17 protein-coding genes and 8 pseudogenes are annotated in these 21,408 nt (G+C 42.0%); 18 read left to right on the plus strand and 7 right to left on the minus strand.

Translation table 11 applies throughout. From position 1 onward, the window contains the following. Positions 1 to 328: 328 nt before the first annotated feature. The 5 genes and pseudogenes from V7L20_RS22590 to V7L20_RS22610 form a co-directional block, all read left to right on the plus strand. Positions 329 to 955 (plus strand): annotated as a pseudogene (locus tag V7L20_RS22590) (IS4 family transposase); the annotation flags it as partial. Between the two features lie 111 nt (positions 956 to 1,066). Then, the gene (locus V7L20_RS22595; protein ID WP_334746241.1) at positions 1,067 to 1,420 is read left to right on the plus strand and encodes an ArsR/SmtB family transcription factor; all 354 of its coding nucleotides are present in this window, start codon (positions 1,067 to 1,069) and stop codon (positions 1,418 to 1,420) included. Then, positions 1,404 to 1,901, plus strand: a complete 498-nt coding sequence (locus tag V7L20_RS22600; protein WP_334746242.1) for an SRPBCC domain-containing protein — start codon at positions 1,404 to 1,406, stop codon at positions 1,899 to 1,901. The genes V7L20_RS22595 and V7L20_RS22600 overlap by 17 nt, the downstream gene beginning before the upstream one ends. Positions 1,902 to 2,264: 363 nt before the next feature. Then, the gene (locus V7L20_RS22605) at positions 2,265 to 2,633 is read left to right on the plus strand and encodes a hypothetical protein (protein ID WP_334746243.1); all 369 of its coding nucleotides are present in this window, start codon (positions 2,265 to 2,267) and stop codon (positions 2,631 to 2,633) included. Positions 2,634 to 2,676: 43 nt separating this feature from the next. Beyond that, positions 2,677 to 3,398, plus strand: a pseudogene (locus tag V7L20_RS22610) (IS4 family transposase); the annotation flags it as partial. A gap of 55 nt (positions 3,399 to 3,453) precedes the next feature. On the opposite strand, the pseudogene V7L20_RS22615 reads toward V7L20_RS22610, so the two are convergent. Continuing rightward, positions 3,454 to 4,041, minus strand: a pseudogene (locus V7L20_RS22615) (transposase); the annotation flags it as partial. A 352-nt stretch (positions 4,042 to 4,393) separates the two neighbouring features. Between V7L20_RS22615 and V7L20_RS22620 the strand changes: the two are divergent. After that, a pseudogene (locus V7L20_RS22620) lies at positions 4,394 to 4,753 on the plus strand (SpoIID/LytB domain-containing protein); the annotation flags it as partial. Between the two features lie 264 nt (positions 4,754 to 5,017). Next, entirely contained in the window at positions 5,018 to 5,509 is a 492-nt protein-coding gene (locus V7L20_RS22625; protein ID WP_334746290.1) for a transposase, read from the plus strand. 471 nt (positions 5,510 to 5,980) lie between these two features. Here V7L20_RS22625 and V7L20_RS22630 read toward each other — a convergent pair whose 3' ends face one another. Continuing rightward, positions 5,981 to 7,060 (minus strand): zinc-binding alcohol dehydrogenase family protein, encoded by a 1,080-nt coding sequence (locus V7L20_RS22630; protein WP_334746244.1) that lies wholly within the window; start codon positions 7,058 to 7,060, stop codon positions 5,981 to 5,983. Between the two features lie 107 nt (positions 7,061 to 7,167). Between V7L20_RS22630 and V7L20_RS22635 the strand changes: the two genes are divergently transcribed. From V7L20_RS22635 to V7L20_RS22645, 3 genes and pseudogenes are all read left to right on the plus strand, one after another. Then, the gene (locus tag V7L20_RS22635; protein ID WP_334746245.1) at positions 7,168 to 7,974 is read left to right on the plus strand and encodes a helix-turn-helix transcriptional regulator; all 807 of its coding nucleotides are present in this window, start codon (positions 7,168 to 7,170) and stop codon (positions 7,972 to 7,974) included. A gap of 292 nt (positions 7,975 to 8,266) precedes the next feature. Next, positions 8,267 to 8,701: a hypothetical protein gene (locus tag V7L20_RS22640; RefSeq protein WP_334746246.1), complete on the plus strand. Its 435-nt coding sequence runs from the start codon at positions 8,267 to 8,269 to the stop codon at positions 8,699 to 8,701. Positions 8,702 to 8,713: 12 nt separating this feature from the next. Next, a pseudogene (locus tag V7L20_RS22645) lies at positions 8,714 to 9,001 on the plus strand (DDE-type integrase/transposase/recombinase); the annotation flags it as partial. Positions 9,002 to 9,535: 534 nt separating this feature from the next. Here V7L20_RS22645 and V7L20_RS22650 read toward each other — a convergent pair. The 4 genes from V7L20_RS22650 to V7L20_RS22665 form a co-directional block, all read right to left on the minus strand. Continuing rightward, the gene (locus V7L20_RS22650) at positions 9,536 to 9,895 is read right to left on the minus strand and encodes a nuclear transport factor 2 family protein (protein WP_334746247.1); all 360 of its coding nucleotides are present in this window, start codon (positions 9,893 to 9,895) and stop codon (positions 9,536 to 9,538) included. 214 nt (positions 9,896 to 10,109) lie between these two features. After that, positions 10,110 to 11,297, minus strand: coding sequence for an FAD-dependent oxidoreductase (locus V7L20_RS22655; protein WP_334746248.1), 1,188 nt, complete (start codon positions 11,295 to 11,297; stop codon positions 10,110 to 10,112). 239 nt (positions 11,298 to 11,536) lie between these two features. Continuing rightward, a complete protein-coding gene (locus V7L20_RS22660; RefSeq protein ID WP_334746249.1) occupies positions 11,537 to 11,863 on the minus strand; it encodes an A1S_2505 family phage non-structural protein in 327 nt (108 codons plus the stop codon). 195 nt (positions 11,864 to 12,058) lie between these two features. Continuing rightward, positions 12,059 to 12,325, minus strand: coding sequence for a hypothetical protein (locus tag V7L20_RS22665; RefSeq protein WP_334746250.1), 267 nt, complete (start codon positions 12,323 to 12,325; stop codon positions 12,059 to 12,061). Positions 12,326 to 12,822: 497 nt separating this feature from the next. Here V7L20_RS22665 and V7L20_RS22670 point away from each other — a divergent pair. The 7 genes and pseudogenes from V7L20_RS22670 to V7L20_RS22700 all read left to right on the plus strand — a co-directional run. Continuing rightward, positions 12,823 to 13,640, plus strand: a pseudogene (locus V7L20_RS22670) (IS5 family transposase). A 149-nt stretch (positions 13,641 to 13,789) separates the two neighbouring features. Then, positions 13,790 to 14,137, plus strand: coding sequence for a helix-turn-helix domain-containing protein (locus tag V7L20_RS22675; protein WP_334746251.1), 348 nt, complete (start codon positions 13,790 to 13,792; stop codon positions 14,135 to 14,137). A 48-nt stretch (positions 14,138 to 14,185) separates the two neighbouring features. After that, positions 14,186 to 14,557, plus strand: a complete 372-nt coding sequence (locus V7L20_RS22680; RefSeq protein WP_334746252.1) for a transposase — start codon at positions 14,186 to 14,188, stop codon at positions 14,555 to 14,557. 285 nt (positions 14,558 to 14,842) lie between these two features. Then, the gene (locus V7L20_RS22685; RefSeq protein WP_334746253.1) at positions 14,843 to 15,253 is read left to right on the plus strand and encodes a hypothetical protein; all 411 of its coding nucleotides are present in this window, start codon (positions 14,843 to 14,845) and stop codon (positions 15,251 to 15,253) included. A 65-nt stretch (positions 15,254 to 15,318) separates the two neighbouring features. Then, on the plus strand, positions 15,319 to 15,462 hold the full coding sequence (locus tag V7L20_RS22690; RefSeq protein WP_334746254.1) for a hypothetical protein: 144 nt from the start codon (positions 15,319 to 15,321) through the stop codon (positions 15,460 to 15,462). A 1,135-nt stretch (positions 15,463 to 16,597) separates the two neighbouring features. Further along, positions 16,598 to 19,993, plus strand: coding sequence for a maltose alpha-D-glucosyltransferase (treS, locus tag V7L20_RS22695; RefSeq protein ID WP_334746255.1), 3,396 nt, complete (start codon positions 16,598 to 16,600; stop codon positions 19,991 to 19,993). A gap of 252 nt (positions 19,994 to 20,245) precedes the next feature. Then, positions 20,246 to 20,365, plus strand: a pseudogene (locus V7L20_RS22700) (ISAs1 family transposase); the annotation flags it as partial. 10 nt (positions 20,366 to 20,375) lie between these two features. Here V7L20_RS22700 and V7L20_RS22705 read toward each other — a convergent pair. Further along, positions 20,376 to 20,558: pseudogene (locus tag V7L20_RS22705) on the minus strand (IS5/IS1182 family transposase); the annotation flags it as partial. Positions 20,559 to 20,996: 438 nt separating this feature from the next. Here V7L20_RS22705 and V7L20_RS22710 point away from each other — a divergent pair. After that, entirely contained in the window at positions 20,997 to 21,320 is a 324-nt protein-coding gene (locus V7L20_RS22710; RefSeq protein WP_334746256.1) for a hypothetical protein, read from the plus strand. Positions 21,321 to 21,408: the final 88 nt, after the last annotated feature.

Below are 21,408 nucleotides of genomic sequence, written 5' to 3' on the forward strand. Positions count from 1 at the left end.
GGACAATTTTTGTAACTCGATTTTTAATTCTTTCCTTTACCTCAGCAGTGCTTGAACAATTTTATACAGAAGTTTTCTCATCTTCAGCTTTTTGTAATGATTAATACTTAGTATAAAAAGGGAATTATTAACAAATTACCCATCAGTAATCTTTTTGAGATAACTTATCAAGATTAATTCTCGTCTTTTTAAGTATAAATTATGTGATAAAAATAACTATTAACTTCAATAGATATTTTAGCGATGGCTGCGCCCGCCGTTCGCGTAGCGTCTCGTAGAGAAGGCATCGCTCATTTTTTATTCAACTTCAGAAAATCGCGTTGCTCCCGAATTACCTCAGACGAGTAAGCGTTCTCCCCGCAAAGCCTAGCTGGCTGTACGATTTTGTCCGGTGAATCTTCGTACCCCCTATCTTTTGACAACCGCGATCCTCTACTGGTATATGCTGTTTATGCCACGGAAGTTAATTGTCTAGAGAGTGAAACGCCTGTCGAATGGGTGTTGCTCACCACGGAAGTTGTCACAGATATCGAGATGGCTTCTACGATTTTACGTTGGTATTCTTACCGTTGGCGAGTAGAAGAATATCACAAAATCTTCAAATCGGGTTGCCAGGTGGAACGATACAGACTTGCTGCTGATGGGATGAAAGCAATAGTTCTGTTTCTTGAGTGTAATTGCTGTAGAACTCTTGCTATTGACTTATCTACATCGTACCCAGGCTTTAGCACCAGCCATTGAAATTCTTAATTCCCTTCAACTCCGCATTTTGAAAGCTAAATCTCCCAAACGACCCAAGCTGTTAACAGTTAGTTGGGCTGTAGAAGCGATCGCTCGTCTTGGAGGACATCTTGAACATCGACATAAAACTCCTATTGGTATCCAAGTACTGTGGCGAGGTTGGTTAAAATTGCATGACAAGAGTGAGGGTTGGCTGCTTGCCAGAGAGACTTAACGGGAAAAGTCAGATACACTTACCATCTCAAGCGACGGGTTAAGCAGGTGCTTGACATTCTTCGATAATATATTTAATCTAGTAGTTAATTAACCATTAGGTTAAAGAACAATGTCTACTGAGCAACTCAACCTTACCTTTGCTGCCCTTGCCGATCCTACACGGCGTGCAATTCTGGCTCACCTTGCCAAAAAAGGTGAGGTATCAGTAAGTGAGTTAGCCAAGCCTTTTAAAATGAGTCTTCCTGCAATTTCAAAGCATATAAAGGTGCTAGAGCGTGCTGGACTGATCGTGCGGGGTCGCGAAGCTCAATGGCGACCCTGCCAGATTAAAGCACAGCCGCTTAAAGAAGCGGTGGATTGGATCGAGCAATATTGCCAATTGTGGGAACAGAGGCTTGATCAGTTGGATGATTACCTGCACGAATTACAAACCCAGGAGAAACAAGATGAGCAACAAAAATGATTCCACTGATGCTCAATCCCGACATGATATCATCATTACTCGCATCTTGAAAGCGCCGCGCTCCCTTGTGTTTAAAGCATGGACTGACCCCAAACACATAGCGCAGTGGTGGGGACCAAAAGGCTTTACGACCCAGGTGAGGGAGATGGATCTACGTCCAGGCGGGAAATGGCGCTACGTGATGATTGGTCCAGACGGCACACAGTACCCAGTCAAAGGTGTCTTTCGCGAAATCATACCCTTTGAGAAAATTGTTACCAGTGATGAATTTGATCAAGGCTTTGAAAAGGTCGTAAATGTTGATTTACCAAAGGGAATAGTTGTGACGGCGGTTTTCGAGGATTTGGATGGCAATACCAAACTCACACTCCAGATTATGCATGAGTCTATTGAGGATCGACGTCGGCATGAACAGATGGGGGTGATCGAAGGATGGAACTCCACTTTTGACTGCCTCGATGAGTTTTTGGCGAAAGCTTGAGTCTCTCTTGCTAGGGATCAGGTGGTTAACTAGTAGTCTGCATAAAACACTCAAGTAGAACATTAGCCTTAACAGGGCAAACGCATCTTAATTTACTAATAAAAACTAAAGGAGATTTCAAAATGACATAGATAATTGTAAAAGTTAAGATAATAAATAAAACCTGACTTTTCCGTTAAGTCTCGAAATGCTTGCTCACAAAGGATTTAGGAAAAAGCACAGCATATACGGTACAGGAATTAAAATTTGGTGCTAAAGGTGACAAGCAATGCTGGACTGGTGGGAGAAAAATTTTGCTACTTGTGAATTGGGCGATAAGCCTGACGGCATGGCTACGCTTACCGCCGATTGAATGAGCGTGCAATGTCAATTTATCAAAGTGTTGAGCGCTGGTGGGAACTAATTTTTAGTGCTTACTTGCTCGTGAGCATTCAGGCTACTTATTTTCAACTTAATTCCCAATCAAACCCAACAACTATATCATTAGTATCGTCATCAAGTGACTCTAATATTTCTCAACATAGTCAACATCCCAATTGGGAATCTGGTATAACATGGAAGAGTGCCTTGAATAACCTGAGATTGATCATTCAACCATATATTTTTTATTCTTTAATTCAACCTTGGCTTACAGTATTTAACATTCCTGGCATGAAACGTTGCTTTTTGAAATTAGTTGACTTCATGAATGATTTTCGGGCGAGTCCAGTCAGTTTTCCTATTGCTAGTTAAATATCTGACTTATTTTTCTTTCCCTAAAGTAACAAAAGAGGGATTAGTACGTGCGGCTCACAACCGTAGCTTGGATCAAAACAGTGAACGTCTGTGGGCAAAACTGTCAGCGCAACCCATCTGTTTTCAGCAGGAAATTGATCTACCAGAAACGAGCAAACGTTCTGCCCGCAAAGCTAAATTAGTGATTCGATTTTGTCCAGTAAATCTGCGTACTCCCTACCGTTTTGACAACTGTGACCCTCTACTGGTGTATGCTATTTATGCTACTGAGATTGATTGTCCAGAAGGCGAAACCCCTGTAGAATGGATGTTGTTAACCACTAAAGTTGTCGCAGATATCCAGACGGTTTCTAGGATTTTACGTTGGTATTCTTACCGTTGGCACGTGGAAGAGTATCACAAAATTTTTAAATCCGGCTGCCAAGTCGAATGATACAGACTTGCTGCTGATGGTATGAAGACCTTAATTGGTTTCTTGAGTGTAATTGCTGTTGAACTGTTGCAATTGACTTATCTACACTGCACCCAGCCAACCACCAATGCAATTGTTGTTCTCAATTCTCTTCAGCTTCAGGTTTTAAAAGCCAATCAGCAAAACTACCCAAGCTGTTAACTGTTGGTTGGGCTGTGGAAGCGATCGCTCGTTTAGGGGGTTACTTGGAACATCGACGTAATACACCGATTGGTATCCAGGTACTGTGGCGAGGTTGGTTAAAGTTGCACGACCTCTGTGAAGGTTGGCAACTTGCAAAAGAGACTTAACGGGAAAAGTCAGTAATAGGAGTTACGCATTGACAAAAAATCATATTCATGGGTATTAAGCAGTACAAGTATTAGTAAGAGTTTCTACAATGTAATCACGCACAACTCCAGTGAACAAGTTTCTTTGCAATTCATCCCAACTAGAAATCGTGTTTTCAACACGCATTTTTTCTAAACGAACAAATGCTTGAAGCGAACAGAATATGTGTTTTAATTGCATGAGTGTCTCACACCATGAATCGACAAATCCCAGATACTTGTTTTATGGCTCTATGAAAACTTTCAATTCTTCTTCGGAGTATCATGAATTGTCACAAATTCACTTCTGGTTATTTGCCGGAGAGTTTCTTGATCTGGAAAATACAATATATAGTGCCTAGAGTCTTCTTTTTTTGAAGGCTTTCCTAAACAACTTGATAAATCCAAATTCTCTTAGATGCGTGACTAACTGTTGCTCAGGAATTTCTAAACTGCTTACCTGATTATACTTTCCTAGTTCATTAGAGACAGTTCTGTTTTTCTCAACCCCAAATAGAAAACCCAATTTCTGGTTTATTAAAAATTTTAAGTTTTCTACTCCTGAGTACCAACTGTCCCCTGTTACTATTCTTGGTTTTACACTCCTTGTGCTTGTAGGAACAATGAAGGGCATTGCTTCTAGGTTCTGTTGCTGATATCTAGAGGGCATCAACGACAGCAGAGTGTAAACTAGCTTTTGGGCGTGGGCAAGAATTGAAACCATTTTTCTTGCTTTGATATACGCTTTTCACGCCCTTTTTCTCATATTTCTGCTATTAAGTGCAAATCCATCTACTCTTTCAAGTTAGTGATCGCCTGCTCCTTAGTAATTTACGTAATCTCACCCTTTGTTTAGTTATATAAATTTATTTTGTCTACTTAAATATTTACTCATTGCTGAAGTCACTTTTTTTACACTTATATTTGCCTATTAGTGGTTTATGCTCAGATGTGCAAGATATAAGTTACTATCGAAGACTTTTGCTCTCTATGAGCGAGAAAAACAGCGCAATAATCCTGTTTACGATTTAGGTGATAGTCCAGATCACTGGCAAAATTATAACGGAGTAATCAATGAAACTCCTAGTACTTATGCCGCCGTCGATAGAACCGATAAGCAAGTACTAACTTATAAAGACAGTATTATTCTCTCAGTTTTTCATGATTGTTCTGGAGAACATACTGAAAATGTCGAAGATGTTTAGGGAAGTCACGAGCCTTACCTTCGTGCTGTTGAAGATTACGATCAAAATGTTAGCGAGTGCAAATGGGTGAAAACTTTCTCCCAAAAAGAAATTAGCGCCAGAATTTCTAATGTCGGCAATGTTTTAGATATGAATGGGACTAAGAAAAGCTGTAAGGTTTGCAGGATAAGGATTATAGCTTTGAAACCCAAAGAGGAGAGTAATGGCATGAGTAACTGTGATCGCCAAAGGAGAAATGATGTATGGTTGCCCAAAAATTTTTGGAGGTATAAACCTAAAAGATGCCCACAAGGATTGAGCCTGGATGAATTTGATGCTCTACCTTCTGCCATAACTGTAAGAGAAGTTTACTAATACATTGTTATTCCTGGATTTCGTACAGAGCGGGTCAGCTTAATTACTACTCTTTTAGACAAAACAACCTATTCTACTCTCGAAATTGTTGGACTTTACGGTAAACGTTGGGATGTTGAATTGGATTTGAGACATATAAAAACTACCTTGGGTATAGATATTTTGCGATGTAAAACTCCTTCAATGATACGCAAAGAAATTCATGTTTATTTACTGGCGTACAATTTACTTCGTAGCTTGATGTGGTCGGCTGGAACTACTTATAAGATTCCTTCCTTACGTTTATCCCTGCAAGGTACTCGTCATCATTTACTTAACTTTCTCCCCAAATTAGAGGTTGCTGGCTCTAAAAAACGGCTTAGACTTTACCGTACAATGCTTAAAATTATTGTTCACAAGGTAGTAAGCGATGCCTGCGGCGGTAAACTACGCCCCGCCAGAAATGAACCACGAGCTACTAAACGTCGCCCCAAAGCTTACCCCAGATTGACCCAGAAGAGGCAAGAATTACGTAAACAATTGCAGACTGCTTAAACGGCAAGTCTTTCGGCTTTTCTTAGTGCCATTCGGAACTAAATCACCTTACGACGGAGATACAGCCTACTGGAGCGTGCGTGGACGACCTGTTAAGTTCTCATCTGGAATAAGGCTTGATAGTAATTCCCACTGTCCCAAAGTTAAATCACGCAGGATAGATTTAGACATGGCTCAATTAACGCTGTCGCATTTGTTTCTACTGACACAGTACCGTTACTTGAGCTTTTTTTGACTTTCCAAACATCCTCTTAGCCGACTGAGTTGGTATTTCGTTGAAAACACGATTTCTAGTTGGGATGAATTGCAAAGAAACTTGTTCACTGGAGTTGTGCGTGATTACATTGTAGAAACTCTTACTAATACTTATACTGCTTAATACCCATGAATATGATTTTTTGTCAATGCGTAACTCCTATAGAATTAATCTACCGCTGGATGTACATTTCATGACTTTACAATTGCAGGAAATTATGGTCTAATTACGGTCATTTTGAAGGGGCCACCATTGGCAGCAGCGTGCGCGACGGCTTTGTTCGCGTCGTCTAGATCGAATACTGTAACGTCGAAGTTGTCCAGCCTCAGAAGACCAGACCGGATCAGCCCGACTAGGCGGATGGCGGCCTCAGGTAGATACATCCACTGACCACGTACGGTGATACAATTTCTCATGATCCACGGATAGGGCAATTCTAGCCCAGCGCCTCCTAGCATCCCAACACCCCCCATCAACACAACCCTGCCGTAAGGTCGTACCGTCATGATGGCGGCGCGTACCGTCGTTGTACTAACCGAAGGCGGCAGGATATCGAGCACGCAGTCGATCGGGGCCGATGCCGCCTGCCGCATCCGCTCCCGGTCATCGTCCTCGTTGCCCAAGAGCTTCACAGGTTGGAGACGATCGCCAAAACGACGCGTTAGATCCTCAAGCGTCTTTTCGTTCCGACCCGCCGCAACGACGCATCTCACCCCCATCGCCAAGGCGACGGCGACGGCCGCACTGCCGAAGTTACCAGTAGCACCGCTGATCAGGATTGTCTCTCCCGCCTGCAAGTTCGCCGCAAGAAGACCACCATACGGCACGAGAAACGTATTTAGCCCGCACCATCGCGCTGCATCCGCCTCATCAAGCAAACCGATCCGGATGGCGTTTTCTGTCGGAACTAAGATTTGCTCGGCAAAGGGGCCATGACAAAAGTGTTTCTGTAGGCGCAAGCCTCCTTCACCACGGGCGCTCCAGCCTTGCAGCGTTATGTCAGGCATTAACGCATCATCACGTGATCGCACAGTAGGATCGCAAAAGACCCAATCGCCGGCGACAAGATGCGTCGCGTCCGGCCCGACAGCACGCACGCGGCCGATCGCCCCGCATCCCGGTACTACAGGCAGATCCAGCAGATATTTTCGCTCGCCACTAAAGACTTCGTTTGCGTAGGATAGAACAGGGGCTGCCACGACATCGACGATGACCTCTCCTGTGCCCAGAATCGGATCGGGCAAAGTCTCGACAACAAGTGGCGAGCCGAACGCCTTCAATATTGCACCTTTCATGGTCATTCTATATAGTATGGAACTATTCTCGCAGGCTTTCCTTGTGTAACAAGGCCTGGTATTATCCTAGTATTGACTAGTCCCTCCTTGAGGATAAAGTAAAGGTCATGGCAGATGCGAGTCGAAACGAATTTGGTGACTTCCTGCGCTCGCGCCGAGAAAAGCTGAACCCCAAGGCTGTGGGTCTTCCAAATCGGCAAAGACGTCGGACTCCAGGATTGAGACGCGAGGAGGTGGCTGAACTCGCGGGCATCAGCGTTGACTGGTATATCCGGCTAGAACAGGGACGAACTGTCAGCCCTTCTGTTACTACAATTGATGCGTTGGCTAGCGCACTGCGCCTCAGCAAGGTAGAACATGCCCATTTGCGGACACTGGCGCAAAACGGCGATCGCCGCGCATTCTTTTGCGAGAGTGTACCTGAAGTGGTTCGACGCATGGTTGAGAGCCTTAATCAACCTGCCTATGTCACCGGTCGTCGATGGGACATCTTAGCGTGGAATGCCGCAGCTGCGGAATTATTCACAGATTTCGGTCGTCTGTCCGAAGCAGATCGCAATATCCTTACCTATGTGCTGACCGATCCGGATGCCCGGCACCTCTTCGGCGCAACCTGGGTTGATGAGGCGAAACGCATGGTAGCCCAATTTCGTATAACATATGACCTTTGGGCTGACGATCCAGCGTTCCTCGACCTCTTGGAAAGCCTTCAGCAAGCCAGCCCTGAGTTCGTGACCTGGTGGGAGGCGCACGACATACGCAGCGTCGCGTCCGGACAGAAACTACTGAACCATCCCAAAAAGGGCTTGCTGTGCTTTGAGTATGCTACCTTTCAGTCCAATGACGATCCGGCGCTGAAGCTCGCCATCTATACTCCGTGCGATCTATCACATATCATTTCAGGAAAACCTTGATACAGATAGATTTCTCGTAGTAGTCTGCCAAAGTCTTTTTGACAGGCAAAAAAGATTAAGTGATAAAGGTTTTAGAATAGCACTAAGAAAAGGGGAAATGGTTACCAGATAGAGATTACAGCTTTTAATCAATGAATAGTGAGCGAATGGTCAAGCGATCGCTGCCGCATCAAATACAGCAAAATGGTGGGGTGATGCAGGAGTTGCCCAAAAATTATTTGAAAGAGGAAAAGCTTACTCGTTCATGAAATACTTTCTTTCATACGAATAAGCCAATAACATAACTACTACTGTGACACTGCAAGTACAAATTCTCAATAATAAATTTGCTAAAACTCTGGGATTACCTTTTAAAGAACTGTTACCATCCTCAGTAATCGGGCAAGCGCTCTCTGAGTTAAAAATTAAATACTATCAGAGGTTATTTAATCCATTCGTAACATTATGGGCATTTTTATCTCAGGTTTTAAGTACTGATAAGACTTGCCATAATGCCGTAAGTAAAATAATTGTTGACTGGGAGCGACGCAACAGCAATGCAAATTTAATTTATCGCACTTTACTTAAAGTTATTGCTCACAAGGCTGTGAGCGTAGACGCGAAGCGGCTTGTCGTCAGACATCGCCCTGCTAGAAACGAACCACGTGTTCGTAAACGTTGTCCAAAAGCTTACCCCTTAATGACAAAACCAAGGAATGAATTACGCAAGCAATTGCAAACTGCTTAAACCAAAAGGGTTTCGGCTTTTCTTAGTGCCATTCCACTTAAAGCTAAAAAAGAACTGTTACTGAAAGTGGAACTGCGGCAGAATAAGTCTCTCAATCAGAGAATCGAACAGGACCACAGATTTATCAAATGGTTAATCAAACTGGGAATGAGGTTCAAATCATTTGACACAGCAAGACGAACGATAAAGAGTTACGAAATTATGCACATGCTCAAGAAAGGGCAAATTGAAACAGTCAACAAAGGAACCGTCAAAGAACGGATCAAATTTATATCTGAAATTTTTAGAGTGATAGTATAATCAATCTTCTTCCAAAGAAGTTTTTTGTCCTTAATTAGTTTTTGCAACACAACCAAATATAGCGACTAAGCTTGCGGATCTAAAGCTTTTTCAGAATGTTCTGTTGTCAAGTGAGCAAAAGTTAATAGCACAGAGGGACGACAATACAATTTGCAAGCGGCTCAAAGGAATGATAAACAGCGATCGCATATCATCTTTCTTATGGATGAATTCATAATCTACTGTCAGACAGTTTTTATAATGTAAAAAAACTAAACTATATATACTCAGGACTTACGCAACTGGCACAAGTAATGGTGCGCTTCGCGCACCGAGCGCCCAAAAACTACACAGAAGACATAGCAATATCTGGACGTTTTAGTTGCTAGAAAAGAAACTAAGGATATAAAAAAATATTTAATAGAACAATTTGGTGAAAACCATTAGCGTTCATCAGTTTTGAAATTTATTGGTGAGGGTTTTGTTTTAAGATTTTTGGTGGGGCGATCGCAAAGATCATCGAGTTAAGTTGTTAAGCTAGCCAGTAAAAAAAATTCAAGGACAGACTTCCATCGCTTGGATCAAGCCATGCTCAATAGTGAAACGGTGTCCAACGTGTTCATCGGTAAGCACGGCTCCGGTCAGATCGCGCACGACCTGATGCACCTCGACCAAGACCTGCCCAGCATCCTCTAGGTGAAAGGCAACCGGCTCGACGTGTGGATTGATCTCGCTCCACTGCTCCGTCCAGTAAGCGCGGACTTCTTCAGGCCCATGGACAAAACCGCCTTTGAATGCTTTCGGCCAAGCCACGTCGGGAGTCATGAGGGCGAGGGCGGCATCAATGTCACGCGCGTTAAAGGCCGCATACGCTGCGCGTAGCAGCTCGATTAGGAGTGGAGGTTGATCTGGCATAAGAGGTAGGTGAAGGAGATGGGACAGTGCCTAGCTATCATAGTGCCTAACGACACAGCTCACCCGCCGCCGAAAGCAAAGCGACGAAGTGAGGAACGAACGAAGGAGCAAAGCTTTCGGCGGTCGGGTGCAGCGCTTTGTTCTGTCGCTTGTTAGACCGTTAAAGTTTTCTTGTTACCATAAGCAAATATCTTTCTTTTTTCAGGATTAGAAATTACTTCGCGCCAAAAAACGCCAGCATTTTTTCGAGCGCGCCTGCACTGTGCATCCGATTTCCATTTTCTAAAGACTCCTGCGCTGCCTGTGCCGCTCTTTTTCTCATTTGGTTTTCGTAAGAAGCAATAGCAGTTTGTATCTCACTAAAATTTTCGTTGCACAAACACTGGCTCAATTCCAAAGCATCAAGCATAGCCATGTTTGCGCCTTCTCCTGCAAAGGGCGGCATTACATGTGCGGCATCGCCGAGCATGGTTAAGTTGGGCAGAGCTTCCCAGTTTTGATTCAAACGCATACAATAAATGGGTCGTGGAATAAAAGGTGTGGCTGCATTTTCAAACAGTTCGTACCAGATACTGCTCCATTCGGAATATTCTTCTTTAAACCATGCCAGCATTTGTGTTTTATTATAATAATCTAAGCCACTATTTGCTGCCCAGTTTTCATCTGTTTTGAAACTTGCATAAAAAGTTAGGTCACCATTGCCTTTGGAACCCATCAATAAATTCTTTGTATTTCCGAAAGCCATTATTTTTCCGCCATTCAGCAATGTATAAATATGAGGCGTTGCTTTTTCTGCATCATAAATATTGCCTTCAAGCATTGTAATGCCTGAATAAAAAGCTTTGATGTCTGTGATGTATGGACGGATTTTAGAATTGGTGCCATCAGCAGCAATGACAATATCTCCGTAAGCAGATGAACCGCTTTTGAAATGCAACAACCAGCCCACATTTTGTTTTTCCATTGAAATAAAATGGCTGTCCCACACAACTGTTTCCAGTTGTAAAGATTCCAGCAACATATTTCGTAATGGACCACGGTCTATTTCCGGACGAAAATGTTCATTGTCAAAATCTTCATCAGGTTTGGTTTCGTGGTTGCTAAAAAATATTTCTGCACGTTCATTCACGATAACCATTTTATCGGCACCGGGACGAAAATTCTTTTTAAACTCGCTTAATAAATTTGCTTTGCGTAAAGCCGCCATTCCTGACCCTTCATGCATATCAAGCGGCGAGCCTATCATACGAGCATCTTTATTAAAATCTCGCTCATACACTTTTACGTTTGCACCTTTGAGTTGTAAAAGTCGTGCTAAGGTTAGTCCACCGGGACCGCCACCAACTATAGCGATTTGTTTATTTTGTATCCACTTAGCTGCGACTTCATCCATAAGTTCCATAAATCTCATTTTAACGTATGCAGCAAAGCCGCGCGCGAGCGACAGAACTATTTATTATACGGAAACTATCTGTATAATCTTTTTCTCAGTCCTAATATATCAAGCATTATAACGAACCCCTGTCTAAATATACGGAAAACTTCTTTTTTACATCCTTATTTGGATATTATGCCGAATTTTTCTGTATAACCACCTTTTACTGGAGGATTATAAAGAATTTTTGCGTGTGCGATTCGTTTTTAGGTAAATTCATAACCTATCCTGATTGTTAGGAATTCTAGTTCAGAATGAGTATCTGCATATTCGACTAGTTTTTCAATCTGGGATTTGATTTGGAGAAGGAGGATTGACCGGATACCCTTACTTAAGTCTTTGGTTGCGATCGCCCAAGATTGTCCCTGCCTTCCTTGGGGATTACCGTATTCTGCATTGCAGTACTGTCGCGCAAATAAAGCACTTCCAGCACCATGTCTTCCTTCAGTGTTGCTGCCAAATACCAAAATCTGGTATGAAGCTAGTTTGGTAATTCTGTCAGGAATAATTTTGTCGGGATGATTATTTGACATTTGGTTCTTTTACCTAAAAGAAAAGATTAGGGTATCTGTGATTAAATTTTTCTACTTCTGCTTGAGCAGCAGTTAGGTTGTCCCATAATTCCATCTCTCCATAATCACCTCTTATCATTGACATCTGTCAGTCACCTAGAGCAAGTCGTTGATCGCTTCATCCCTTACGCGACAGTCACAACTTCTATTGTGCTTTCAGTTCCTATTGCTGAACGCATCATCAGCGATGCAATCTTCCCAAAAGCACCTCAAGCAGACTAATGCGTAGACGCAAAGCGGCTTGCCGTTAGGCATCGCCTGATTACAGCAATCTTGCTTGCCGCAATGCGTAATCTTTGCCTTCAAAAACAACGCTGGGAAGAAAATATCACCGTCAAAATGCACCGCAACTTCAAATAAATTTTCATCTTCATCTTCTGCTTCTGTTACCTTGATGATTCCAGCCTTATATAGTTCGGTCATTTCCCTGCATTGCTTCGTCAGATGTACCCCTACATAATTAAAATTTTAGCTTTCAGTTACACAGAATAATCAGAACAGTCTGTTGGTTATAGCTCAGCTGTGAAACTAATCAATGCAAAGGGACATAGAATTTCAACCAAATTATGAGGTGATGGATGTATTAAGTTCACTTCTTAAACTGGGACGACCTCTTTCGGATAGTGGTTCGCGCTTGTGTATCGTTCCTAGGAAGTGCTGAGTTATGAGCTATGATATGATGTCCGGCAAATCACCCATAATATAGATAGAGGTGCATGAATTGGTGCGATCGCAATGCCAAAAATCATCAAAATTGAGCCACATCTGAGTTTGTCAGAGTTAGAGGCAGGTTATCGCCTAGTTTTAATTGTTGACCAAGCAGGATGGCATAAGAGGTTGTTTTAAAAGTCGGCAATTGAGTAAAAAAGCTCTCTCAGTATACGCTGTGAATAGATAGTAAACAGCACCGAGAGAGCAGTATGAGTAAAGCTTACCCCAGCAACCTGAGCTGGGAACAATATAAATTGATTAGTGATCTAATTCCAGAAGCGAAACAGGGAGGTCGTAAGCGTGAAGTCGAGATGTGGGAAGTCCTCAATGCGATTTTCTATATTTTGGTAGAAGGAATCAGATGGTGATGCCTTTGGCAACCCGAAGCGGGAACGCTACCAGGAGATTTTCCTGCTTGGCAGACGGTTTATACATACTTCCGCAATTGGCGTCAAGACGGAACTTGGCTGAAAATCCATCACAGCCTCAGAGAGTGGGAACGCAAACGAACATCAACGTCATCCAAGCCCATCTGAAGCAATAATTGACAGTCAAAGTGTTAAAAGTGCAGCAATGGTGAGCCAGTCAGTTGGTTTTGATGCAGGTAAAAAGATCAAAGGACGTAAGCGATTTATGACCGTCGATACCTTGGGATTAGTTTTAAGAGTTTTAGTCACAGCAGCCAATATTGGTGAACGAGAAGGAGGAAAACAAGTTCTAAAACAGGTCAAACAGTCCAATCAAAAGATATCTCGCTTGACAACGATCTGGGTAGATGGTGGCTTTAACGGAGAACCTTTCATGCAGTGGGTTATGAATTTTTGCCGTTGGATTGTACAGGTGGTTCTACGGGGAGCAAGAAGTTAAGGGCTTTGTTTTGCTCAAAAAACGTTGGGTTGTTGAGCGGACTTTTGGTTGGTTGATGAGATGTCGGCGATTGGTTCAAGACTATGAGTTATTGCCCGAAACATCCGAGACTTTTATTTATATTGCTATGATCCGTATTATGGTGAGGCGATTAGCATAAGTTTTGACCCCTAAAAACTTTTCAAACAACCTCTAACATGGCGAAAAAGTACATTGTTGACTTGAATGAAGATGAAGTTTTTCAACTACAATCGATAATTAAGAAAGGTAAATAAAGCAAGAACCATAACCCGTGCAAACATTCTTCTGATGGCTTCTGAAGGAGAAACGGATCAAGCGATGCCTACGGCGGGCTTCGCCTACGCTGGCATAGTTAGAGCGTATGTTGCAACAGTGCAACGAATACGAGAAAAATTTGTCGTTGGGGGGTTAGATTTTGTTTTAAAGGATGAAGTTCATCCACCAAAACCTAAAAAGTTAGATGAAACTCAAGTTGCATTTTTGATTGCAACTGCTTGTTCTAATCCACCAGTTGGAAGAGTACGTTGGACAATGCAATTATTAGCAGATCATTTAGTGAATGTTGGTATCATAGATTCAATCTCAGATGAAACAGTACGTCAGACTTTAAAAAAAATGAAATCAAGCCTTGGTTGAAAGAACAATGGTGTATTCAGCCAAGTAAATTCGGAATATATTTTCCGAATGGAAGATGTGTTGGATTTATACAATGAGCTTTATGATCCTAAACGCCCTGTAATCTGCTTTGATGAACGTCCATACCAATTAGAAGAAGAAGTAAGACTTCCTTTGCCACCAGAGCCGGAGCAACCCGAACGTTATGATTTTGAGTATAAACGTAACGAAACAGTAAATTTATTTGCGTGTTTTCAACCCTTGGCAGGTTGGCGGCACATCGAAGTTACAGAACGCCGAACTAAAGCCGATTTTGCTAAACAGATGAAAAATCTAGTAGATGTTTGCTACCAAGATGCCGATGTTATTGGTTTAGTAGTTTCTTCTACTTTTACAATGACTTTACCATCAAAGTCCGATTGCTTACCCCCACTCTGCTAGCGATCGCTCCAGATCCCCCTCATTAGTTTATCTGTACTACTTTTTCCCCGCTCTACCTATCACTTTGTCTATATTTAGTTTAGATGCGTTTGCCCTGCTGTTTACCGTATCCGTGATGCCGAACAAGGCTACCCCCCAGGGCGAACGCATCTTAAGTATAAAAATCCTTTAATAGCAACGATTTCGGCGTTTTTCCCTTGAGCCGATTTTTTGATCGATATCCTTATGTCATAAGGGTTTCAGAAATACCGTACGTTTGCCCTGGGCTACCCCCTACGGGATTTATTGCGTGTCATTGCCGAACAAATTGATGTTGTTGAAGCAGATATTGCTCAACTTTATGAAAACTGGTTTATTGAAACTTGTCAAGATTGGGTAGTACCATACATTGGCGATCTAATTGGTTATCAAAATGTTCGCAGTTATGGTACAAATGCGATCGCTGATGAAAAAGGCAATAATATTTTAATTCCCGGCGTTGCTGAATTGAAGTATGAATCCGGATGTAGAGACGTAGTACTGCTACGTCTCTACAAGGATTTTGGTATTATGCAAAATCATTTTCATACATGGAATCAGCAACGCCTAATTCCCCGTCGTGAAGTCGCAAATACTATTCGCTACCGACGGCGCAAGAGGACGTTGGCTTTGTTGGAATTGCTGGTTGATAAAGTGGCTGGCCGGCACAAGTTGTAGAATATCATCAGCTAGTTAGCAAAACACAACATATCAATCACCTGCATTCGTCAAGCTTAACAACAGTGAATCTGCATCAAGTTGATGCAATTACCAAGTTAAATAACGCATTGGATGAATTAGCTCATACAGTAGATATCCACCAGATTGGTTCACAATATCAACCTGGAAAGCACAACACTCCAAATGTTGGTGTTTTTGTTTGGTGATTAAAACCTTATTCCATGACTCTGACACCAGCTTTTTGTTTAGAAGAAGTTAGCTCTAACTGCTACACCTTTAGTATTACGGGTAATGACACCCCAATACGGTTCGGTTAACGTGTTTATTGCTCGAAGATCCCCCCAACCCCCCGATAAATTGGGGGGCTTTTTTTCTAATTACCCCCTTAAAAAGGGGGTCGCCACAGGCAGGGGGATCTTATCCGATTTTTCTCGTATTCGTTGCACTGTCGCAACATGCGCTCTAACTATGCCAGCGTAGGCGAAGCCCGCCGTAGGCATCGCCAAAATCTCATTGAAAAACCTAACTATAAGCCTTGAAACCTATACCTGTTATTTTGGCTTTTCTGTCAATGCTTAAGTCCTACGAATATTGCTTTAGGACTAGAAACAAATTTTTTTGTCACTCTTAGTACTTACGCACTCTAGAAAATAACTATCTTGTGAATTAACGTAAATACGTTGTTTCAGGCTTTTGTCAATCACCATTGATTGGGTGCGTAGGCGTAGCCCGCACTTCTCTACGAGACGCTGCGCGAACGGCTGCGCTCAGTGACCACCGCAGGCATCACCAAAATCTCATTGAAAAACCTAGCTATAAGCCTTGAAAACTATAGCTGTTATTTTGGCTTTTCTGTCAATGCGTAAGTCCTAGCAATAGAGATGGCTATTCCAGCAACTTTAATCGAAGAGGCGATGCCTTCACCAAGCTGCTAAGGGACTCCCAAGCTTATGTTCTCTGTTGAAGAAGGCAGCTATGCTAAGGGCAGTGTTTCGACTACGCTCAACAAACGGGCAGAAGGAACAAGTCACTTATGAAATTCAGACTCCTCCTGACTTGGAGCTACTGAACAATAGTTCAGTAGGGGTCTTAAACCCTTTCTCTGATCGGTCACGGGCAGAAAGCAGGAATCAGAATTCCCAACTGAGTCTCCTGCCTCCTTCCTTCTGCCTTTATTGATAACAAATATAGCTCGTTTGGTAGTTTCATAATTTAAGTAAGAAAATGTATATATTACTCGTGTGAGCTAAATAAGCTGATAATCTCAGCGATTGTATCAAGTAAAATTGTATCAAGTAAAAATATAGTTCTATTAGATATGGGATCGCATATCTTTTTAAAATGCCAAACTCCAGCTTGAAAAATGACCCATTATGGTTTAAAAATGCAATTATCTACGAACTAGGTGTTCGCACATTCGCCGATAGTAATGGTGATGGTATTGGTGATTTTCCAGGGCTGACAGAAAAACTAGACTATCTACAAGATTTAGGTATTACAGCTATCTGGTTGTTACCTTTTTTTCCTTCACCACTCAGGGATGATGGTTACGATATTGCCGATTACACTAGTGTCAATCCTATCTATGGCACGTTGGAAGACTTTAAAGCGTTCTTGAGCGCTGCTCATCAGCGCGGTATTCGGGTAATTATTGAGTTAATTATTAACCATACCTCTGACCAACATCCTTGGTTTCAAAGAGCACGTCGCGCCCCGAAAGGAAGTCAGGAGCGAGATTTTTATGTTTGGAATGATACTCCTGAAAAATACCAAGAAGCGCGAATTATCTTCCAAGATTTTGAGACATCTAACTGGACTTGGGATTCAGTAGCCCAAGCTTATTGCTGGCATCGTTTCTATTCCCATCAGCCGGATTTGAATTATGACAATCCCTTGGTGCGCGAGGCAGTATTTGATGTTCTAGATTTTTGGTTGGAAATGGGTGTAGACGGACTACGCATGGATGCTGTGCCTTATCTCTATGAACGGCAAGGAACAAACTGCGAAAATTTACCCGAAACTCATGCGTATTTGAAGGAGTTGCGATCGCACATCGACGCAAAATTCCCTAACCGGATGTTACTAGCTGAGGCGAACCAATGGCCTGAAGATGCAGCGCAATATTACGGTGCGGGGGATGAGTGTCACATGAACTTTCATTTTCCCTTAATGCCGCGCTTGTTTATGGCAGTGCGGATGGAAGATAATTTCCCGATTGTAGATATTCTCCAGCAAACTCCATCAATTCCTGATAACTGTCAGTGGGCATTGTTCCTCCGCAACCATGACGAACTGACTTTAGAAATGGTGACAGATGAAGACCGAGATTTTATGTATGGGGCCTATGCACAAGACCCGATGATGCGGGTAAATTTAGGCATCCGCCGCAGATTAGCGCCGCTTTTGGGCAACGATCGCCGCCAAATTGAGTTACTCAATAGTTTACTATTATCTTTGCCAGGAACCCCCGTACTGTACTACGGTGATGAAATTGGCATGGGAGATAATGTTTATCTAGGCGATCGCAATGGTGTTCGCACACCTATGCAGTGGAGTTCTGACCGCAACGCCGGTTTTAGTCGCGCCAACCCGCAACGCTTGTATCTACCCGTGATCGTTGATTCAGAATATCACTACGAAGCACTCAACGTTGAGGCACAACGGACTAATACCAATTCTCTCTGGTATTGGATGAAACGTTTAATTGCTACTCGCAAACGGTTTGCGGCATTGGGTGAAGGACGTTTTGAATTGCTACAGTCTAATAATCGTAAAGTTTTTGCCTTCAGCCGAATTACCTCTGAAGAAGATGTCTTGGTAGTAGCAAATTTATCTCGTTACGTGCAAACGGTGGCATTAGATTTATCAACCTTTAATGGGCTAATACCAGTAGAAATTTTTGGTTCCACTGAGTTTCCAGCGATTACAGAATCGCCCTATTTCCTCAGCTTAAGTCCTTACGGGTTTTACTGGTTCACCTTACAACGTAAACTTAGCTCAACTCAAGAGCCTAAACCTCAAGCAGATTTAGTAACTCTGCTGGTAAATGGTTCTTGGCAAAATGTGATTGGGCAACGAGAGTCAAAAAGCATTCTAGAATCAACACTGCGGGATTATCTCTATACCTGTAGCTGGTTTGGCGGTAAAACTCAGACTGTACAATCAGTACAAATTATTGAAGCGATTTCTTTACCCTATAATCAGCAGATAGCTCAAATTGTTTGGTTGCAGGTAGATTATACCCAGGGAAATCACGAAACTTATCTGTTATTTCTCGCCTATGCAGAAGGTGAGCAAGCAACACATCTTTTGGCAGAAATGCCGCAAGCTATAATTGCACGGCTTGGGGTGCAAGGCAAAATAGATACTCCAGCTAATACTCAAGAAGTTGGAATTTTATTTGATGCTTTAGCAGACAAGAACTTTCTCACCTCACTGCTAGATGATGCGATCGCTAATCATCACTCTTATAAAGGGATAACCGGAGAATTATTTGGCACTACTACTGATTCATTCTCTGAATTGCGCCGACAGTTAACCAATCATGAGCCGACTGTCCTGAATAAAGAAGAACAAACCAATACTTATATAGTTTATGGCGATCGCTTGTTGTTGAAACTCTTCCGTAAAGTTGAGGAGGGTTTGCAGCCAGATTTAGAAATTCGGCGTTTTCTACATCAGAAAAAACGCTTGCAACACTCATTTTTCCTAGCTGGTGCTTTAGAATATCGCCGTACAAATAAAACAGGCAATAAAACTGCCCTACCCACGACTATAGGCATATTACAAGAGTTTATTTCAGATATTCGCAGTGGCTGGGACTATACCCTTGATAGTTTGCAAAAGTACTTTGATTTAGTGACCACAGAACACGCCACTATTACCGAAGTGCCTCTGCCATCAGGTTCCTTGTTAGATTTACAGAGAATTGAGATTCCCGAATTGGCAATTGCAACTATCACTTCTTACCTGCAAAGTGTTGAACTATTGGGTAAATCCACAGCTGAATTCCATATAGCACTGGCTACAAATATAGATAGCTCAGACTTTGCTCCAGAATCTTTTTCATCACTTTATCAACGTTCAATATATCAAAGTGCACGTAATTTAACTGGACAAGTATTTCGGTTGTTAAAAGAACGAGCAAACTACTTGCCAACTGACACTCAACCATTAGCATTAGAAGTTCTTAATAGCCAAGAGAAAATATTAGAACGCTTTCAGTTAGTTGTCGGGCAAAAAATTACTGCATTGCGTACTCGTCATCATGGAAACTACCATTTATCCCAAGTATTTTATACAGGAAAAGACTTTATTCTTGCTGATTTTGAAGGCGAAAAAGATCGCAGTTTAAGCGAACGACGTATAAAGCGATCGCCTCTACGAGATGTAGCAGGAATGTTGCTATCTTTCAACTATGCAGTTAACGAAGCTCTGGCATATCAAAAAGAATCTGGGATGATCCTGCCGGAAAATTTACCCCTTATAGAACAATGGGGACAGTTCTGGTATACCTGGGTCAGTACTAGCTTTCTCAATTCTTATTTAGAAACTGCTAATCAAGAATCTTTCCTGCCAAAGACAACACAAGAACTCGATGTGCTGCTTTTTGCCTATCTTCTAGAGCAAGCAATTGATGCACTGGGCAATGAACTAAATAATCGCTCTGATCGGATAGAAATTCCACTCAAATTTATTCTGCAATTATTGAGTGAAACTGTTAATCATAGTTTTTGATAGTACTTGACAAGGCGACAACAAAGGCTAAAATATTGAAAGAAACTCGATTGCATCAAAATATCTTGAGGCAGATATCCCAAGCGCCGACTTGATAGCGATCGCTGCTGCATCGTATTTTGCTGCGTTAAAAAGTCGCCTTTTCTAAATGTGATAATTTTGGTAACGGTTCAGGGGGTCAGGACAAACGCATCTAAATATTGACAAAATAGTACAAATAAACTAGACAAGGGCATCAGGAGCGATCGCTGACAAAATACTATCGAGATGGTCAGTGCCTGGGCGACTAAAAATAGAGTGGTACTAGGTCAGGTAAAAGTAGATGAAAAATCAAATGAGATTACAGCAATTCCAGAATTATTAGACCTCTTGCAAAAGTCGCTCAGGCAAATTCGGATTGTGGGAGATGAAGTTCGTAATTGGAAAGAGCAGCAATCAGATTAAACCTCAAACCAAATCTTTTTCGGCGATTTCTATAAGTAAGGTACAAAATTTTAAATATCTTGAGCAACAGAAGTACATGCTCACCTAAAACCCTGATTTTAGCTAATTCTTGATTACTCTGCACTTGATTGAATCCCCAGATTATTCGCGAGTATTCATCGCGAATAATCTGACTTCTTTTATTTTTACTAAATTGGGATGCTCTTATAATAGTTAGTAAAAAATTGCGTAATTTCATGGAGTTATTTTCAGGATAAATTTATTTATTCAACAAGAGTCTTTGGACTCCAGGTAAATTACCCCTCTTTTGTCATTTTCCGAGAGGGCGATCGCTAGAAGCTTTATGAGGCAATCAATACAAGCTATACTATTAGAAAAAATTTGTCTTGCATTTGTTATTAGACAAGAATCGCGCAATCGCTTGCTATATAAAAGCTCTAAAATTCAGAAATGGCAAATGTTTTCGGAGAGTGACAGAAGAGGGGTAGTTAGACTGCTTATCTTATGTGGTAGTTTTAGTCTGAGTTTAATCATCTTGAGAAAAATAAATTTTTTTCAGTTGGAATCAAAACAGACTCTAAATGTAAATAATGTAGCGGCAAATGTCGGAACTAAACAGCGAGTTGAGGAATTCAAGACAGCAATGCTTAAAAGTTGGCAGGGAGAAGCACAAGTGAAGGGTTTTGCTGACTCTATTCCATCAAGTTTTCAAGGTGCGATAATTGAGTCGGCAAAACTCTCTCCCCAACAGAAAGTCATTGCTCTCACCTTTGATGATGGCCCTTGGCCTGAAAGTTCAGCACAAGTGTTAGATATCCATATTTTATTTCTTGTAGATCCCTTAACTCAGGCGTGCTGGGTCGTTTTTCATGGTTTAGTCTAATAGTCTATCAAGAACTAATTGACGGATAAATTCACTGTAGAGACAGCGATTTATCCCGTCTCTCTAACCGTCAAAATGAATTTGACAG

Origin of the sequence: Nostoc sp. (genome assembly GCF_036916735.1) — a bacterium.
In the GTDB taxonomy this organism is placed as follows: Bacteria; Cyanobacteriota; Cyanobacteriia; order Cyanobacteriales; family Nostocaceae; genus Nostoc.

Bases quoted from the DNA above. Each gene is read 5' to 3' on its own strand.
- V7L20_RS22595 (WP_334746241.1), top strand. From the start codon at position 1,067: ATGTCTACTGAGCAACTCAACCTTACCTTTGCTGCCCTTGCCGATCCT.
- V7L20_RS22600 (WP_334746242.1), top strand. From the start codon at position 1,404: ATGAGCAACAAAAATGATTCCACTGATGCTCAATCCCGACATGATATC.
- V7L20_RS22605 (WP_334746243.1), top strand. From the start codon at position 2,265: ATGTCAATTTATCAAAGTGTTGAGCGCTGGTGGGAACTAATTTTTAGT.
- V7L20_RS22630 (WP_334746244.1), bottom strand. From the start codon at position 7,060: ATGAAAGGTGCAATATTGAAGGCGTTCGGCTCGCCACTTGTTGTCGAG.
- V7L20_RS22635 (WP_334746245.1), top strand. From the start codon at position 7,168: ATGGCAGATGCGAGTCGAAACGAATTTGGTGACTTCCTGCGCTCGCGC.
- V7L20_RS22650 (WP_334746247.1), bottom strand. From the start codon at position 9,895: ATGCCAGATCAACCTCCACTCCTAATCGAGCTGCTACGCGCAGCGTAT.
- V7L20_RS22655 (WP_334746248.1), bottom strand. From the start codon at position 11,297: ATGGAACTTATGGATGAAGTCGCAGCTAAGTGGATACAAAATAAACAA.
- V7L20_RS22660 (WP_334746249.1), bottom strand. From the start codon at position 11,863: ATGTCAAATAATCATCCCGACAAAATTATTCCTGACAGAATTACCAAA.
- V7L20_RS22665 (WP_334746250.1), bottom strand. From the start codon at position 12,325: ATGACCGAACTATATAAGGCTGGAATCATCAAGGTAACAGAAGCAGAA.
- V7L20_RS22675 (WP_334746251.1), top strand. From the start codon at position 13,790: ATGGCTTCTGAAGGAGAAACGGATCAAGCGATGCCTACGGCGGGCTTC.
- V7L20_RS22680 (WP_334746252.1), top strand. From the start codon at position 14,186: ATGGAAGATGTGTTGGATTTATACAATGAGCTTTATGATCCTAAACGC.
- treS (WP_334746255.1), top strand. From the start codon at position 16,598: ATGCCAAACTCCAGCTTGAAAAATGACCCATTATGGTTTAAAAATGCA.